Below are 16771 nucleotides of genomic sequence, written 5' to 3' on the forward strand. Positions count from 1 at the left end.
GGTTAGGCCGGCCCGGCCTTGTAGCCGACGCCGCGGACCGTCACCACGATCTCGGGATGCTCCGGATCCTTCTCGATCTTGGCCCTGAGCCGCTGCACGTGCACGTTGACCAGCCGCGTGTCGGCCGCGTGACGGTAGCCCCAGACCTGCTCCAGCAGCACCTCGCGGGTGAACACCTGGCGCGGCTTGCGGGCCAGCGCGACGAGCAGGTCGAACTCGAGCGGCGTCAGGTTGATGGTCTCGTCGCCGCGCTTGACCGAGTGACCGGCGACGTCGATCGTGATGTCACCGATCTGCAGGATCTCGGGGGTGGGCTCGTCGGTGCGGCGCAGCCGCGCCCGCACCCGCGCCACCAGCTCCTTCGGCTTGAACGGCTTGACGATGTAGTCGTCGGCCCCCGACTCGAGGCCGAGCACGACGTCGATCGTGTCGCTCTTGGCGGTGAGCATGACGATGGGGACCCCCGACTCCGCCCTGATCCTGCGCGCGACGTCGATGCCGTCGGCCCCCGGCAGCATCAGGTCGAGCAGGACGAGGTCCGGGCGTGTATCCCGGAACGCGTCGAGGGCCTTGTCGCCGTCGGAGACAAAGGATGGTTCGAAGCCTTCTCCGCGCAACACGATGCCAAGCATCTCGGCGAGAGCGGCATCGTCGTCGACGACCAGCACGCGACCTTTCATGGCCCCTCATTCGTTCTACGCATTGTGGGACATACCCGCACGATCGCTGAAGGTTACCCTTGGTGGGCTCATGTGTGGGACATGAGACCTACAAAAGGCGAATTTTAGGCTCCCAGCCAGGACCGCAACCACAGTCTGCGGTAACAGACCAACTTTCTGCCATCCCCTGGATGCGCCTCTTGACCAGATTCGCCATGGAATGTGGGCAAGGTGAGTCGGCGAATGCCCCGCCCGACACCAAGGGTCCGTCTCGCATGCCAGGATTGAGATATGTCAGACGGTCACGGTTCCATGCCCGAGACGCCACCCGGCTGGGCAGTCGAGCAGCCCCCGCCCTACGGCGCTCCGCAGACCTCGCCGTGGACCGCCCCCGGCCCACAGCAGCACACCCCCGACGGGCCGGGCCGGCACGAGCCCTACTCTCACCAGCCCCACCCCCAGCAGCCCTACCCCCAGCCCTATCCCCAGCCGTCGCCCGGCCACGGCCCCATGCCGCACCCGCCCGCGCTGCGCCCGGGCATCATCCCGCTGCGCCCCCTCGGCCTCGGCGACATCCTCGACGGCACCATCAAGCTGGTCCGCTCCAACCCCAAGGCGGTGCTGGGGCTGTCGGCGATCGCGGCGCTGCTGGCCGTCATCCCGGTGGCCGTGGGGCAGATGTTCGCGTTCGACACGATGCGGTCGGCCCTCACCAACCCGCCCGCCTCGGCCCCGTTCAGCACCACCGACCTGTACGGCGGCATGGTCGCCCAGTACGGCGGCCTGTTCGTGTCGATGGCGGTCAGCTTCGTCGTGGTGACGCTGCTGACCGGCGTGCTGACGCGGATCCTCGGCCGCGCCGTCTTCGGCGGCACCATGACCGCGGGCGAGGCGTGGCAGCTCACCCGGAGCCGGATACCCGCGCTCTTCGGCGTGGTGGGGCTGATGGCCGTCATCATGCTCGTGCCGCTCCTCGTCATCGCCGCGCTCATCGCGGCCATGATCATGTCCGGCGCGACCGACTCCTCCGGCGGCCGGGCCGGGCTGGTGGCCGTCGTCCTGGTGTCGCTCGTCCTCTACCTCGGCTACGCGCTGGTCTTCAAGGCCCGGTTCGCGTTCGCGGCGCCGGCCGTGGTGCTCGAGGGCAAGGGGCCGATCGACGCGATGCGCCGCTCCTGGCACCTGGTGACCGGCGACTTCTGGCGCGTCCTGGGCATCCTGCTGCTCACGTCGCTGATCGTCGGCTTCGTCGCGGGCATCCTGGAGATCCCGTTCAGCATCTTCGGCACGCTGTTCGGCCTGCTCGGCGACGGGGCCGTGGCCACGGTCGGGGCCGCGGTCCTGATCGTCGTCGGCGGCACGCTGGGCGCCATGATCACCTACCCGTTCGAGGCCGGCGTGGCGGGCCTGCTCTACGCCGACCGGCGGATGCGCAGTGAGGCCTTCGACCTGGTGCTGCAGACGGCGGCGATCGAGCAGCAGCGCCAGGGCTGGGTGCACGCCTCGGCCGACGAGCTCTGGCACCCGTCCAACTCCGCGACCTCCGCGACCTCGCCGGGGTCCACGAGCTCCACGAGCTCCTTCGGATCGTGAACCCGATCGGCAGGGAGGACGCCGCGAGCCGGGCCGCGGAAGAGCTCCTCAGAGCTGAATACGCGAAGGAGTCGCTGCCCGACCGGCTCTACCGCCACTTCAGCCAGTTCCTCGGCGACCTGATGGACGCCGCCGCCGGTGGCGGCACCACCGGAGGCATCATCGCCGCCGTGATCATCACACTGATCATCGTGGCCGTGGTCGTGCTGGTCTCCTGGCAGCTCCGCAAGACCTCCCGCCGCAACTCTGCGGCGCAGGCCGCCCTCTTCGGCGAGCGGAGGATGACCGCCGCCGAGCACCGCCTGGCGGCCGAGGGCCACGCCGCCGAGGGCCGCTACACCGAGGCCATCCAGGAGCGCCTGCGCGCCATCGCCCGCGACCTCGAAGAACGCGCGCTGGTCGACGGGATGCCCGGGCGCACCGCCGACGAGCTGGCCGCCGAGGCGGGCCTGGCGCTGCCGGAGTTCGCCCACGGGCTCGCCGCCGCCGCGCGGTCGTTCGACGACGTCACCTACGGCGGCGTGCCCGGCACCATGGCCGCCTACGACACCATGACCGGGCTCGACGAACGGCTCCGCCTGGCCAGGCCGGTGCCGCTGGGAGGCCCGGCGTGAGCCTCGACCTGCGACCCGACGAGACCCGCGGCTCCTACTCCACCTCCCCCACCGTGCGCTCCACCTGGCGGGCCGGCCGGGCGGCGGTGCTGCTCGGCCTGGTCATGCTGGCGGTCGGCCTCCTCATCGTGCTGATCACTCCCGGCGGGCGCGAGTCGCGCCACCTCGATCCCGCCGACACCTCGCTGGCCGGCTCCAAGGCGCTCGCCCAGCTGCTGCGCGCCCGTGGCGTCACCGTCGACCGGGTCGACTCCGTCGAGGCGGCCGTCGCCAAGGCCGCGGAGGGCGACCGGCTGCTGCTGATCACCGCCACCTGGACCGCCGGCGATTCCCGGCTGGCCGGGCTCCGCGGCGACCGGCTGATCGTCGGCAACCCCTACCTGACCGAGCTGGCGCCCGGCGTGCGCACCCTGCCCGGCGGCTCCCGCGAGCGCTCGCGCGAGCCGGAGTGCCCACTGCCCGCCGCCACGGCCGCCGGCAGCGTGTTCATCGGCGGGTCGGTGTTCAGCGGCCCACCCGGCTCGACCGGCTGCTATCCCGCCGGCAAGGGCTGGACGCTGGTCAGCTACCCCAACGCCGGCGGCACGACCACGCTCGTCGGCAGCGGCGAGTTCATGACCAACATGCGGCTGTCCGAGGACGGCAACGCCGCGCTCGCCCTCAACCTGCTGGGCACCGCCAAGGCCATCACCTGGCTGGTCGAGCCCGAACAACCGGCCGTGGGCGACCTGGCCGGGCCGCAGGGCAGGAGCGCCTACGACCTGATGCCCCCGGGCATCCCGTGGGCGGTCGGGATGACGGCCATCACCGTGCTGCTCGTCGCCCTGTGGCGGGGCCGGCGGCTGGGCCCGGTCGTGATGGAGCGGCTGCCGGTCGTGGTCCGGGCCGCCGAGACGGTCGAGGGACGCGGACGCCTCTACCGGGCCCGGCGGGCCAGGGCCAGGGCGGCCGACTCGCTGCGGGCCGGCACGATCGACCGGATCACACCCCGGCTCGGGCTGGGCTCGGGCGCGGGCCGGCACGAGGTCGTGGCGGCGCTCGCCGTACGGACCGGGCAGGACCCGCAGCAGGTCGGCGCCGCCCTGTACGGCCCCGCGCCGGCCGACGACGCCGGGCTCGTCGCCCTGGCCGGATACTTGGACGCGATCGAAAGGACGGTCAGTGAACATTGACGAGACCACCCGCTTGACGGGCCAGGGCGAGTCGGCCAGGGCGGCGCTGGCGGCGCTCCGGACCGAGGTGTCCAAGGCCGTGGTCGGCCAGGACGCGGTGGTTACCGGGCTGGTCATCGCGCTGTTGTGCAGGGGGCACGTGCTGCTCGAAGGCGTGCCCGGCGTGGCCAAGACCCTGATGGTCCGCACTTTGTCCGCGGCGCTCGCGCTCGACTTCAAGCGGGTCCAGTTCACGCCCGACCTGATGCCGGGCGACGTGACGGGGTCGCTGATCTACGACGCGAAGACGGCCCGGTTCGAGTTCCGCGAGGGGCCGGTGTTCACCAACCTGCTGCTCGCCGACGAGATCAACCGCACCCCGCCGAAGACGCAGGCCGCGCTGCTGGAGGCGATGGAGGAGCGGCAGGTCAGCGTCGAGGGCGACGCGCGCATGCTGCCCGACCCGTTCGTGGTGTGCGCGACGCAGAACCCCGTGGAGTACGAGGGCACCTACCAACTGCCCGAGGCCCAGCTCGACCGGTTCCTGCTCAAGCTGACCGTGCCACTGCCGCCGCGCGAGCAGGAGATCGCCGTCCTCGACCGGCACGCGCGCGGCTTCGACCCGCGCGACCTTTCGGACGTCAAGGCCGTCGCCACCGCGAGTGACCTGGCGGCCGGGCGGATGGCGGTGGCGCAGGTGCACGTGGCCCCCGAAGTGCTCGGCTACATCGTGGACGTGGCACGGGCCACCCGCAACTCCCCGTCGCTGCAGCTGGGCGTCTCGCCGCGTGGCGCGACCGCGCTGCTGGCCGCCTCCCGGGCCTGGGCGTGGCTGTCCGGGCGCGCCTACGTCACGCCCGACGACGTGAAGGCGCTGGCCAGGCCCGCGCTGCGGCACCGGGTGCAGCTGCGGCCCGAGGCGGAGCTTGAGGGCGCGACCGCCGACGGCCTGCTCGACGGCATCCTGGCCTCGGTCCCGGTCCCGCGCTGATGGCTCTGACGGGACGCGCCGCGCTGGTCGCCGCGCTCGGCATCGTGGTGGTGCTGCTCGCGCCGCAGCCGGGGCCCGCGCTGGCCGGGGTCTGCCTGCTGCTGGCCGCCGCGGTCATCGTGGACCTGGTGTTCGCGGGCGCGGTGCGGCCGCTGCGCTTCCACCGCTCGGGTGACCGGCTGATCCGGCTCGGCCAGCGGGCCGAGGTCGAGCTGGTCGTGGCGAACCCGGGCGGCAGACGGGTGCGCGGCGTGCTCAGGGACGCCTGGCCCCCCTCGGCCGGCGCCTCGCCCCGCGAGCTGCGGCTCGACGTGCCCGCCGGTGAGCGGCGCAGGCTGGTCCTGACGCTCGCGCCCACCCGGCGCGGCGACCGCGCCTCCGTGGCCGTCACCGTGCGCTCGCTCGGCCCGCTCGGCCTGGCCGCCCGCCAGGGCAGCCACCGGGCGCCGTGGTCGGTGCGGGTGCTGCCGCCGTTCCTGTCGCGCAAGCACCTGCCCTCCCGCCTGGCCCGGCTGCGCGAGCTCGACGGGCGGCACCCGGCTCTCGTACGCGGCCAGGGCACCGAGTTCGACTCGCTGCGCGAGTACGTGGTGGGCGACGACGTCCGCTCGATCGACTGGCGGGCCACGGCGAGACGCCACGACGTGGTCGTCCGCACCTGGCGGCCCGAGCGTGACCGGCGGGTGCTCATCGTGCTCGACACCGGCCGCACCTCGGCCGGGCGGGTGGGCGACGCCCCCATCCCGCTGGCCGGGGCCCAGGCGAGCGGCGGCGGGCTGCTGGTCAGGCCGGATCCACGCCCGGTGCCGGGCTGGCCGCGGCTCGACTGGTCGATGGACGCCGCCCTGCTGCTCGCCGCGCTCGCCGCCAGGGCCGGCGACCAGGTCGACTTCCTGGCCCATGACCGGACCGTACGGGCCTGGGTGAGCGGGGCCTCACGCACCGAGCTCCTGGCGTCGCTGGTCAACGCGATGGCGCCGATCGAGGCGGAGCTGATCGAGGCCGATTCGCAGGCGATGGTCGCCGCGATCCTGTCGCGGGCCAAGCGGCGCTGCCTGGTCGTGCTCCTCACCGACCTCAACTCGGCGTCGCTGGACGAGGGCCTGATGCCGGTGCTGGCCCAGCTCTCCTCGCGCCACCTGCTGCTGGTCGCGGCCGTCTCCGACCCGCGTGTGGCCGCCATGGCCGCCCGGCGGGGCTCGGCGGAGCAGGTCTACGACGCGGCGGCAGCCGAGCGCGCCCTGCTGGATCGCCGGCGCATCACCGCGCGGCTTCGACGCCACGGCGTCGAGGTGGTCGACGCGCCGCCCGACGACATCGCCCCCGCGCTGGCCGACGCCTACCTCGCGTTGAAGGCCGCCGGCCGCCTCTAGAGCCGGCTCGGCGGCGGACCTCGGACGGGCTCAGGCGGGCGTCAGGCGGTGGGCGCCAGGTCGGGGGCGCGTTCCAGGTCTCCGGTCTCGTTCTGGCGCATCGCCCGGCGCCCGAACACCACCACGTACGCCAGGAAGGCCACCTCGGCGAGCACCCCGATGGCGATCCGCGCCCAGGTGGGCAGGCCCGACGGGGTGACGAACGCCTCGATCAGCCCCGACAGGAACAACACCACGACGAGCCCGAGCGCCACGCTCATCACCGCCCGGCCCTGCTCGGCCAGCACGTCGACGCGCCTGCGCGGCCCCGGATCGACGACGGTCCAGCCCAGCCGCATGCCGACGGCCGCCGCGAGGAAGACCGCGGTGAGCTCCAGCAGCCCGTGCGGCGTGATCAGCCCGAAGAAGATGTCCAGCTTGCCGCGCGAGGCCATCAGGCCGGCGGCGACGGCCACGTTCTCGGCGTTGACCCAGAGCACGTAGGGGATCGGCAACCCCATGAAGATCGCGTAGATGATGACCTGCGCCGAGATCCAGGCGTTGTTCACCCACACCTGGCTGGCGAAGGAGGCGGCGGGGTGCTCGGAGTAGTAGTCGGCGAAGTCGTGGTCGACCAGCTGGGTGATCTCCTCGGGCGAGGCTATGGCCGCCTGCACCTCGGGGTTGCCCGCCACCCAGGCGCCCGTCACCCAGGCCACCGCCATGAACGCCACCCCCGAGGCCAGCCACCACCACCTGGCCCGGTAGGCCACCACGGGGAACGACACCGTGAAGAACCTGACCAGCTCCCTCCAGGCCGGGGTGCGCGCCCCGGTCACCGCCGACCTGGCCCGGGCGACCAGCGCGGAAAGGCGGCCGACCAGCATGGCGTCGGTCGAGGCCGAGCGGACGATGGACAGATGGGTGGAGACCCGCTGGTAGAGGTCGACCAGTTCGTCGACCTCGGCCCCGGTCAGCGACGAGCGGCGCTTGATCAGGTGCTCCAGCCTGTCCCATGCGGGGCGGTGTGCGGCGACGAACGCATCGATGTCCACCCGACCATTGTGGCCGCTCGATCAGGGGGCCATTGCCGTTAGGCTCCACGTATGTCAGAGGTTGTGACCGGAGACGCCGTCGTCGTCGAGGTGCGGGTGGCGCAGATGCCGACGCGGGCCGTAGCGCTCGCCATCGACATGGCGCTCCAGCTCACCGTGCTGATCGGCGCGTTCACGGTGCTCGAGGCGTTCTCCGTGATCAGCGACCCGGCGATGTTCGCGGCGGTGGCGATCGTGGCGGTCGTGCTCGTGACGGTCGGCTATCCGGTGATCTTCGAGTCGCTCAGCGGAGGGCGCAGCCTGGGCAAGCTCGCGCTGGGGCTGCGGGTGGTCAGCGACGACGGCAGTCCCGAACGGTTCAGGCAGGCGTTGTTCCGGGGGCTGGCCGGGCTGGTGGAGTTCTGGATGTTCTCCGGGGCGCCGGCGCTCATCTCCTCGCTCTTCTCACAGCGGGGCAAGCGGCTGGGTGACATCTTCGCCGGCACGATCGTGATCTCCGATCGGGGGCCGCGGGAGGCAGGGCAGGTCATCTGGATGCCGCCGCCGCTGGCCGCCTGGGCCGCGACGCTGGAGCTGTCGCAGCTGCCCGACGAGGTGGCGGCGGCCGCCCGCCAGTACATCATCCGCTGGCACCAGCTGTCGCCGCAGATCCAGCACGATATGGGCGTGCGCATCGCGACGCAGGTCGCCGCGTTCGTCTCGCCCGCCGCGCCGCCCGGGGTGCCGCCGCACGCCTACCTGAGCGCCGTCCTGGCCGAGCGCCGCCGGCGTGACCAGGTACGTCTCGCGCAGCGCGCCGGCCACGGCCTGCCGGCCGCCTCCCGGCCGGGGCCGCCGCCGGGCGGGCCGCAGCCCTGGTCCTCGACCGGCCGGCCACCGCCCGCGCCTTCAACCAGCTGGCCGCCGGCCGCGCCTTCGACCGGCCGGCCGCCGGGCGGGCAGGCGCAGGGGGTGCCTGCCGCCCCCTATGCGCCACCTGGGCAGAGCCGACCGCTCCCGGAGCCGCCTCGGGCGACTCCGGACGGCTTCGCACCCCCTCAGTAAGCGACCCGGGCCGCCGGTCCGGGGGTCAGGGGGCGTACTGCGTCTGGGCGTTGAGGACCTTCAGCCGCACCTTGCCCGCGGAGCCGAGGCGCTTGTCCGAGACGCGCAGCACGTCCAGGCCCTTCTGGATGTCGCTGCTGTAGACGTGACCGTTGTAGTAGTACGCCGACCACGAGCCGCCGAGGTTGGCGGGCTTGAGCGGGGCGGGGTCGAAGTAGCCGATCTCCACGGGGTTGGCCGAGTCGGTGAAGTCCCAGATCGACACCCCGCCCTGGTACCACGCCTGGACCATGACGTCCCTGCCCTTGACCGGGATCAGCGAGCCGTTGTGGGCCACGCAGTTCTCCATGCTGGTCTGGGCCCGCGGGATCTTGTAGTAGGACTTGTGGACCAGTTCGCCGCCCTCGATGTCGTAGACGGCGTCCGCGCCGCGCTCGGGGGCGAAGCCCTTGGTGCAGGTCGCGCCGATGCCGCCGCCGAGCTCGTCGGTGAAGACGACCTTGTCACCGGCGTTGTTGAACGTCGCCGAGTGCCAGAACGCGAAGTTCGCGTCGGTGACCCGGTTGGTGACCTTGGGCCGTTCGCGGTCGGAGATGTTCATCAGGATGCCGTCGCCCATGCAGGCGCCCGCGGCGAGGTCCTTCTTGGGGAACACCGTGATGTCGTGGCAGCCGCTGGTCGGTGCCAGCAGGCCGGGCTGGGTCTCGTTGCCGCCGGCGGGGAAGAGCACCGGCCTGGAGACGATCTTCGCCGCCGTCGGCTTCTTCAGCGGCACCTTGATGATCGAGATCCGGTCGTGCGGGGGCCGGCAGCCGGGGTATCTGGCTCCCGGATCGTACGAGGACACGTACAGGTAGACCGCCTTGCCCTTCTTGTCCGGCACGAGGGTGTGCGTGTGCGAGCCGCAGGCGGTCTTGATTGACTTGATGTACTTCGGGCGGGACTTGTCGGAGATGTCGAAGATCCGGATGCCCTCCCATGCCGCCTTGGACGTCTCGGAGCCGTGGCCGGCCCTACAGGAGTCGTCGCGCAGCGGCTCGTCCACCGACAGGAAGAGCAGGTCGCCCTGGACCGAGACGTCGTTCTGCGCGCCCGGGCAGGTGACGCGGCTCACGACCCTGGGCTTGGCCGGGTTCTTGATGTCGTAGACGGTGAAGCCGTGGTAGTTGCCCTGGTAGGCGTAGTCGCCCTGGAAGGCCAGGTCGGTGCCGTATGCCTCGGGGCCGTCGAACGGCGCCTGCTTGGGGACGTTGGCCACGCGCTTGACGTTGGCACTCGTCTTGACGCCGTCCGAGGCGTGGACCGGCGACGCCGCGAGGGCCAGCACCGCTCCGATCACCGCCAGAGCGCGGCCGAATCTGGACGCCACCGGGGACCTCCTGCGGGGGTTGGAAGAATCAGCGGCACCCACTATGACAGGAAAAGTCACTGTAAAAACCGGCATCCCGTACGGCAGAGCCGCGCAGACTCCGCCGTACGGGATGGCAGGATCGATCAGTCGCGGTGGCCCCAGCCTCCGTCGCGGTAGGACTCCTGGGTCTGGGTGTTCAGCCGGTCACTGTGGACACGGTTCGCGCCGTTGGTGAGCGGGTCGTTGACCTTGATCACGTCGAGCCCCTCGTGGAAGTCGGACGCGTAGATGTGGCCGTTGTAGTAGTAGGCCGACCAGACGCCGCCCCCGCTGTTGTCGGCCCGGGGACCGCGCTCGAAGTAGCCGATCTCCCTGGGGTTCGCCGAGTCGGTGAAGTCCCAGATGGAGACGCCGCCCATGTACCAGGCCTGGACCATGATGTCCCTGCCCTTGACCGGGATCAGCGAGCCGTTGTGCGCCACGCAGTTCTCGCTGGCGGCCTGGTGGCGCGAGATCTTGAAGTAGCTCTTGAACACGAGCTCGCCGCGGGCGATGTCGTAGATCGCGTTCGCGCCGCGGTTGGGCCCGATCGCCTCGTTGCAGGTGGCCACGCCGCCGCCACCGAGCTCGTCGGTGAAGACCACCTTGCGGGCGTCGTTGCTGAACGTCGCCGAGTGCCAGAACGCGAAGTTCGCGTCGGTCACCCTGGCCGTGATCCTCGGGTTCAGCCGGTCACGGATGTCGAACAGCACACCGTCACCCATGCACGCGCCGGCCGCGATGTCCTTCTCCGCGTAGACGGTGATGTCGTGGCAGCCGCTGGTCGGCAGCAGCAGGCCGGGCTGGGTCTCGTTGCCGCCGTCGGGGAAGACGACCGGGGTGGCCGCGACCGCGGCGGCCGTCGGGTTCTTCAGCGGCACCTTGATGACGGAGATCAGGTCGTGCGGCGGCCGGCAGTCGGGGAAGCTCGCGTTCGGCGAGTAGGAGGAGACGTAGACGTAGACGTTCTTCTCGCGGTCGTGGCCCCTGCCCGGCACCAGCGTCAGGGTGTGCGAGCCGCAGTTGGTCTCGACGGACTTGATGTACCTGGGCGCGGCCTTGTCGCTGATGTCGAAGATCCGGACGCCTTCCCAGGCCTCCTTGTTGTTCGCCGGCAGTCCCGTGCTGTTGCAGGAGTCGTCGCTGCGCGAGCTGTCCACGGCGGCGAAGAGCAGGTCTCCGTAGACGCTCACGTCCATCTGGCCGCCGGGGCAGACGACCGAGCTGACCGGCTTGGCCTTCTTCGGGTTCCTGATGTCGTAGATCGAGAAGCCGCCGTAGTTGCCGACGTAGGCGTAATCGCCCTGGAAGGCGAGGTCGGTGTTGATGGTGCCGGCGATCGGGGCGGGCTTGGGGACGTTCAGCACGTGAGTCACGTTCGGGCTGGTGACCACGGTGTCAGCCGGCGGGATGTCGGCGGAGAGCGCGGGGGTCGAGGTCAGGGCCAACGCGATGGCCGCCCCCAGTACGGCGAGGGTACGGCTCGGTTTCAACACTGAAAGGCCTCCTTGATCACGCATGTCCCAGATAAGGAAGACATAAGTGATCAAGTTTCAGCTGAAAAACACCTTTCTTACCAGATGTCATGTTGTCAAGAAATATCGTGACCTGACGGCTTGTAAGGAAGGTGTCAGGAAACGTACGATCCGGCGTCACGCCGATGCGGCGGGGATCGGAACCCCCGCCGCACGGCTCACATCACTGACCGCCGGGAGTGCCCTCGCCGTGCTCGGCGTAGGAACCCTGGGTCTGCGCGTTCAACAGGTCCATCTTGACGCTGTTGGCCTGGTTGGTACGCGGGTCGTTGATCTTCAGCACATCGAGGCCCAGGTTGAAGTCCGAGCCGTAGATGTAGCCGTTGTAGTAGTACGCGGACCAGAAGCCACCGCTGAGCGCGGGGGCGGTGTTGTCCGGACCACGCTCGAAGTAGGCGATCTCCTGCGGGTTGGCCGAGTCGGTGAAGTCCACCACCGAGATGCCACCCTGGTACCACGCCTGGACCATGATGTCCTTGTTCTTGACCGGGATCAGCGAGCCGTTGTGGGCCACGCAGTTCTCGGTGTCGGCCTGGTGCCGCGCGATCTTGAAGTAGCTCTTGAACGCGAGCTGACCGTCGACGATGTCGTAGTAGGCGTTGGCGCCCCTGTTGGGACCGATCGCCGCATTGCAGGTGGCGCGGGTGCCGCCGCCGAGCTCGTCGGTGAAGATGACCTTGGTGCCCTGGTTGTTGAACGTGGCGGAGTGCCAGAAGGCGAAGTTCACCTCGTCGCGCACGGTGGCCGTGACCTTCGGCTGCTCGGGGTCGGAGATGTCCATCAGGATGCCCTCACCCATGCAGGCGCCGGCCGCGATGTCCTTCTCCGGGTAGGCGGTGATGTCGTGGCAGCCGGTGGTGGCGGACTTGCCGTTCGGGTAGGAGCCCGGCACGCCGGGGAAACCACCGTCGGGGAACAGGTTGGGCGTCGCGATGACCTCGGCCGCCGTCGGGTTCTTCAGCGGCACCTTGATGATCGAGATCAGGTCGTGCGGCGGCTGGCAGTCGGGGAAGCTGGCGCTCGGCGAGTAGGACGAGACGTAGATGTAGACGTTCTCGCCCTTCTTGTCGGGCACGAGCGTGTTGGTGTGTGAGCCGCAGTTCGTCTCGACGGACTTGATGTAGGTCGGGTTGCTCTTGTCCGAGATGTCGAAGATGCGCATGCCCTCCCACGACGCCTCGTTCGTAGCCGACTGACCGGTGCTGTTGCACGAGTCGTCGTTACGGGAGGAGTCGACCGACCCGAACAGCAGGTTGCCGTAGACGGACATGTCCATCTGGCCGCCGGGGCAGACCACGGAGCTCACCAGCGACGTCTGCTTGGGGTGCTTGATGTCGTAGATGGAGAAGCCCGCGTAGTTGCCGACATAGGCGTAGTCGCCCTGGAAGGCCATGTCGGTGTGGATGTCGTTCAGCGCGTCGGGCTTGGGGACGTTGGTCACGTGCTGGATGTTGGAGCTCATGACGATCTCGCCGGGAGCTGGGATCTCCGACGCCTGGGCGGGCAACGCGCCGCCCACGAGAGCGACGGCAGCCCCGACCAGGACGAGGGTCCTGCGGAGAGTTAACACTAGGAAACCTCCTATAAACTACATAAAACAACCAAATCGTCACGGGTGGGCAGCGCTCCATACCAGAGTGCAATCTGTCAAATCTTGTACTTCATTGCAGTCTTTCGCCCGTGGTCGTTTTCGCCTAGAGTGCGCACTCTGGACCGACTTCACCCAGAGGAGACCTGGTGCGCACCGCGCTCATCGTCATCACGGGCACGGTGATTGCCCTCACGAGCTGCTCCAGCACACCGCCGCCCGTTCCCCGCGCCGACTCGACCGCCCCCGTGATCGCGCCCGGCCGGCCCGGCGAGGAGGCCAAGACCCTCTCTCCCGGCGAGGCCGTCACCGCCGTGCCCTCGGCCACCGCGAACGCCGCCGACATCACCTACGTCCAGGACATGATCATCCATCACCGCCAGGCGCTCGACATGGCGATCCTGGCGCCCAACAGGGCCGAGTCGACCAAGCTCAAGGGCCTGGCCTCCCGCATCAAGGACGCCCAGGGCCCGGAGATCCAATACATGACCACCTGGCTGCAGGAGCTCGGCCAGAAGGTCCCCGACCACCACGCGGGGCACGACGGAATGCCCGGCATGGCCACCCCCGAGCAGATGGAGGCTCTCAAGGCGGCCCAGGGCAAGGCGTTCGACGCCCTGTTCCTGCAGCTCATGATCACCCACCACGAGGGCGCCATCACGATGTCGGAGAAGGTGCTGACCAACGGCTCGCACATCCGGATCGAGGAGCTGGCCAACGACGTCAACGTCACCCAGACGGCCGAGATCCGCCGCATGCGGGAGATGCAGGCGGCGGCCTGACCCCCGGTCATCGGCTCCTGAACCGGCCCGATTCCGATCGGAAGCCGTCGCACCAGATGGCAGCCGGCGCGCCGCGCCCGATCAGGAGCCGACCCGCCAGGAGTGCAGGTAGTCCTCCTGGTCGCCGGTGAGCGTGTCGATGCCGATGCCCGCGGCGGCCAGCTTGAGCCGGGCCACCTCGTGGTCGATCTCCTCCGGCACGTCGTAGACGCCCGGCGCCAACCGGGCACGCTCTCCGGCCAGCCAGGCGACGGCGAGCGCGTGGGCGGAGAACGACATGTCCATGACCGCGGCCGGATGCCCCTCGGCGGCGGTCAGGTTCACCAGGCGGCCCTCGGCCAGCAGGAGCAGCCGCCGGCCGTCGGCCAGGACGTACTCGTCGGTGCTGGGCCGGACGCCGCGGTGCACCTCCACGGCCAGCTCGTCCAGCGCCCGCACGTCGATCTCCACGTCGAAATGCCCGGCGTTGGCCAGGATCGCGCCGTCCTTCATGGCGGCCAGGTGCTCGCCCCGGACCACGTCGCGGTTGCCCGTCACGGTGATGAACAGGTCGCCCAGCCCGGCCGCCTGCGCCATCGGCCGCACCTCGTAGCCCTGCAGGGTGGCGTCGAGCGCCTTGACCGCGTCGATCTCCGTCACCACCACCCGCGCGCCGAGCCCCTTCGCCCGCTCGGCCACACCCCTCCCGCAGTAGCCGAACCCGGCCACCACCACGGTCCGCCCCGCCAGCATGGTGTTGGTGGCCCGCATGATGCCGTCGAGCGTCGACTGTCCCGTGCCGTAGCGGTTGTCGAACATCCGCTTGGTCCGCGTGTCGTTCACCGCGACGACGGGAAAGCGCAGGGCGTTCTCGGCGGCCATCTGCCGCAGCCGGATGATCCCGGTCGTGGTCTCCTCGCACCCTCCGGACACGCCGTCCAGCAGGTCGGTCCGCTCGGTGTGCAGGATGTTGACCAGGTCGCACCCGTCGTCGAGCACGAGATCGGGCCCGAGGTCGAGCGCCTGGTGGATGTGCCGGTAGTAGGTGGCCCGATCGACCCCCGCCCGCGCGTGCACCGCGATCCCGTAGCCGCGCAGCGCCTCGGCCACGTCGTCCTGCGTGGACAGCGGATTGGACGCGGCCAGCGCGATCTCGGCGCCTCCGGCCCTGAGCGCCCCCATCAGCACCGCCGTCTCGGCCGTCACGTGCAGACACGCGGCGATCTTCAGCCCGGCGAGCGGCCGCTCGGCCGCGAACCGCTCGCCGATCGCGGTCAACACCGGCATCGACCGGGCGGCCCAGCTGATCTGCCGCTCGCCGCTCTCCGAAAGCTCCAACGCCCTTCCCCCCACGATCACCGAAGGCCACGGCCCACCGGGGATCCGTGACGGCGCTCAGCCCCGCTCACTGGAACCCGACGATCCGCGGGACCCGGCCACGCACGGCGGGCGGCGCCTGCCGTGCCTGGCCGTAAGAACTGATCGTCCGGCGGCTCCGCGGGAGCCGCCACGCACCCGACGTGCGCGCCCTCTGCCGAGCCCGGCCTCCGGAAAAGCCCCGCGGCACTCAGTAGCGATAGTGGTCGGACTTGTACGGGCCCTCGATGTGGACGCCGATGTATTCGGCCTGCTCCTTGGACAGCTCGGTGAGCTTGACGCCGAGGGCGTCGAGGTGCAGCCGGGCGACCTTCTCGTCGAGGTGCTTGGGCAGAGTGTAGACGCCGATCGGGTACTCGTCGGTCTTGGTGAACAGCTCGATCTGCGCGATCACCTGGTTGGTGAACGAGTTGGACATCACGAAGCTCGGGTGACCGGTCGCGCAGCCGAGGTTCATCAGGCGGCCCTCGGCGAGCACCAGGATCGAGTGGCCGTCGGCGAAGACCCACTCGTCGACCTGCGGCTTGATGTTGCGCTTCTCGATGCCGGGCAGCTTGGCCAGGCCGGCCATGTCGATCTCGTTGTCGAAGTGACCGATGTTGGAGACGATCGCCTGGTGCTTCATCCTCGCCATGTGCTCGGCGGTGATGATGTTGAAGTTGCCGGTCGCCGTGACGAAGATGTCGGCGATGCCGACCACCTCGTCGAGCGTGGTGACCTGGAAGCCGTCCATGGCCGCCTGGAGCGCGCAGATCGGGTCGATCTCGGTCACGATGACGCGGGCGCCCTGGCCGCGCAGCGCGTCGGCGCAGCCCTTGCCGACGTCGCCGTAGCCGCACACCACGGCCACCTTGCCGCCGATCAGCACGTCGGTGGCGCGGTTGAGGCCGTCGATGACGGAGTGGCGGCAGCCGTACTTGTTGTCGAACTTGGACTTGGTGACCGAGTCGTTGACGTTGATCGCCGGGAACAGCAGCTGGCCGTTCTTGTGCATCTCGTAGAGGCGGTGCACGCCGGTGGTCGTCTCCTCGGTGACGCCCTTGATGGCCTCGGCGATGCGGCTCCACCGCTTCTCGCCGGTGACCGTGCGGCTGAGCAGGTCGATGATGACGTGCCACTCCTCCGGGTCGTCGGCGGTGGCGGCGGGCACGGCCCCGGCCTTCTCGTATTCGGCGCCCTTGTGGACGAGCAGCGTGGCGTCGCCGCCGTCGTCGAGGATCATGTTGGGGGCGTCGCCGCCGGGCCAGGTGAGCGCCTGCTCGGTGCACCACCAGTATTCCTCGAGCGTCTCGCCCTTCCAGGCGAAGACCGGCACGCCGCGCGGGTCGTCGACGGTGCCGTCGGGGCCTACGACGACCGCCGCGGCGGCGTGGTCCTGGGTGGAGAAGATGTTGCAGCTGACCCAGCGCACCTCGGCGCCGAGCGCGACCAGCGTCTCGATGAGGACGGCGGTCTGGATCGTCATGTGCAGGGAGCCCATGATCTTCGCGCCGCGAAGGGGCTGCGCGGCCGCGTACTCCTTGCGAATCGCCATGAGGCCGGGCATCTCGTGCTCGGCGAGCCGGATCTCCTTGCGGCCGAAGTCGGCAAGTGAAAGGTCGGCGACCTTGAAGTCCATCTGTTACCCCTCGCGTGACGATGTGTGTCGCGGACGAGTTTAG

14 protein-coding genes are annotated in these 16771 nt (G+C 70.2%); 7 read left to right on the plus strand and 7 right to left on the minus strand.

The window, feature by feature from the left end; all coding sequences use genetic code 11:
• Positions 1-2: 2 nt before the first annotated feature.
• The gene (gene mtrA, locus AB0C16_RS18255; RefSeq protein ID WP_090763607.1) at positions 3-680 is read right to left on the minus strand and encodes an MtrAB system response regulator MtrA; all 678 of its coding nucleotides are present in this window, start codon (positions 678-680) and stop codon (positions 3-5) included.
• A gap of 270 nt (positions 681-950) precedes the next feature.
• Here mtrA and AB0C16_RS18260 point away from each other — a divergent pair, with 270 nt between their 5' ends.
• The 5 genes from AB0C16_RS18260 to AB0C16_RS18280 are packed head-to-tail and all read left to right on the plus strand — an operon-like array spanning position 951 to position 6381.
• The gene (locus tag AB0C16_RS18260; protein WP_357684253.1) at positions 951-2252 is read left to right on the plus strand and encodes a glycerophosphoryl diester phosphodiesterase membrane domain-containing protein; all 1302 of its coding nucleotides are present in this window, start codon (positions 951-953) and stop codon (positions 2250-2252) included.
• Positions 2249-2866: a DUF4129 domain-containing protein gene (locus tag AB0C16_RS18265; protein ID WP_357684255.1), complete on the plus strand. Its 618-nt coding sequence runs from the start codon at positions 2249-2251 to the stop codon at positions 2864-2866. Before AB0C16_RS18260 ends, AB0C16_RS18265 begins: the two co-directional genes overlap by 4 nt.
• Complete coding sequence (locus tag AB0C16_RS18270) at positions 2863-4038, plus strand: DUF4350 domain-containing protein (RefSeq protein WP_357684257.1); 1176 nt, start codon at positions 2863-2865, stop codon at positions 4036-4038. Before AB0C16_RS18265 ends, AB0C16_RS18270 begins: the two co-directional genes overlap by 4 nt.
• The gene (locus AB0C16_RS18275; protein ID WP_357684443.1) at positions 4034-5008 is read left to right on the plus strand and encodes a MoxR family ATPase; all 975 of its coding nucleotides are present in this window, start codon (positions 4034-4036) and stop codon (positions 5006-5008) included. Before AB0C16_RS18270 ends, AB0C16_RS18275 begins: the two co-directional genes overlap by 5 nt.
• Positions 5008-6381 (plus strand): DUF58 domain-containing protein, encoded by a 1374-nt coding sequence (locus AB0C16_RS18280; protein ID WP_357684259.1) that lies wholly within the window; start codon positions 5008-5010, stop codon positions 6379-6381. The genes AB0C16_RS18275 and AB0C16_RS18280 overlap by 1 nt, the downstream gene beginning before the upstream one ends.
• A 41-nt stretch (positions 6382-6422) precedes the next feature.
• Here the strand turns inward: AB0C16_RS18280 and AB0C16_RS18285 are convergent, their stop codons facing one another.
• Complete coding sequence (locus AB0C16_RS18285; protein ID WP_357684261.1) at positions 6423-7415, minus strand: stage II sporulation protein M; 993 nt, start codon at positions 7413-7415, stop codon at positions 6423-6425.
• Positions 7416-7466: 51 nt separating this feature from the next.
• On the opposite strand from AB0C16_RS18285, the gene AB0C16_RS18290 reads away from it, so the two are divergent.
• On the plus strand, positions 7467-8459 hold the full coding sequence (locus AB0C16_RS18290) for an RDD family protein (protein WP_357684262.1): 993 nt from the start codon (positions 7467-7469) through the stop codon (positions 8457-8459).
• 25 nt (positions 8460-8484) lie between these two features.
• Here the strand turns inward: AB0C16_RS18290 and AB0C16_RS18295 are convergent, their stop codons facing one another.
• The 3 genes from AB0C16_RS18295 to AB0C16_RS18305 form a co-directional block, all read right to left on the minus strand.
• Entirely contained in the window at positions 8485-9828 is a 1344-nt protein-coding gene (locus tag AB0C16_RS18295) for a hypothetical protein (protein WP_357684263.1), read from the minus strand.
• 125 nt (positions 9829-9953) lie between these two features.
• Positions 9954-11345, minus strand: a complete 1392-nt coding sequence (locus AB0C16_RS18300; protein WP_357684264.1) for a hypothetical protein — start codon at positions 11343-11345, stop codon at positions 9954-9956.
• A 202-nt stretch (positions 11346-11547) separates the two neighbouring features.
• Entirely contained in the window at positions 11548-12954 is a 1407-nt protein-coding gene (locus tag AB0C16_RS18305; protein ID WP_357684266.1) for a hypothetical protein, read from the minus strand.
• 167 nt (positions 12955-13121) lie between these two features.
• Between AB0C16_RS18305 and AB0C16_RS18310 the strand changes: the two genes are divergently transcribed.
• Positions 13122-13754: a DUF305 domain-containing protein gene (locus AB0C16_RS18310; RefSeq protein WP_357684267.1), complete on the plus strand. Its 633-nt coding sequence runs from the start codon at positions 13122-13124 to the stop codon at positions 13752-13754.
• Positions 13755-13835: 81 nt separating this feature from the next.
• Here the strand turns inward: AB0C16_RS18310 and AB0C16_RS18315 are convergent, their stop codons facing one another.
• Both AB0C16_RS18315 and ahcY read right to left on the minus strand, forming a co-directional pair.
• Positions 13836-15071, minus strand: coding sequence for an adenosylhomocysteinase (locus tag AB0C16_RS18315; RefSeq protein WP_357684268.1), 1236 nt, complete (start codon positions 15069-15071; stop codon positions 13836-13838).
• 229 nt (positions 15072-15300) lie between these two features.
• Positions 15301-16728 (minus strand): adenosylhomocysteinase, encoded by a 1428-nt coding sequence (gene ahcY / locus AB0C16_RS18320; RefSeq protein WP_357684269.1) that lies wholly within the window; start codon positions 16726-16728, stop codon positions 15301-15303.
• Between the last annotated feature and the right edge of the window lie 43 nt (positions 16729-16771).

This window comes from Nonomuraea sp. NPDC048916 (genome assembly GCF_040649575.1).
Taxonomy (GTDB): domain Bacteria; phylum Actinomycetota; class Actinomycetes; order Streptosporangiales; family Streptosporangiaceae; genus Nonomuraea.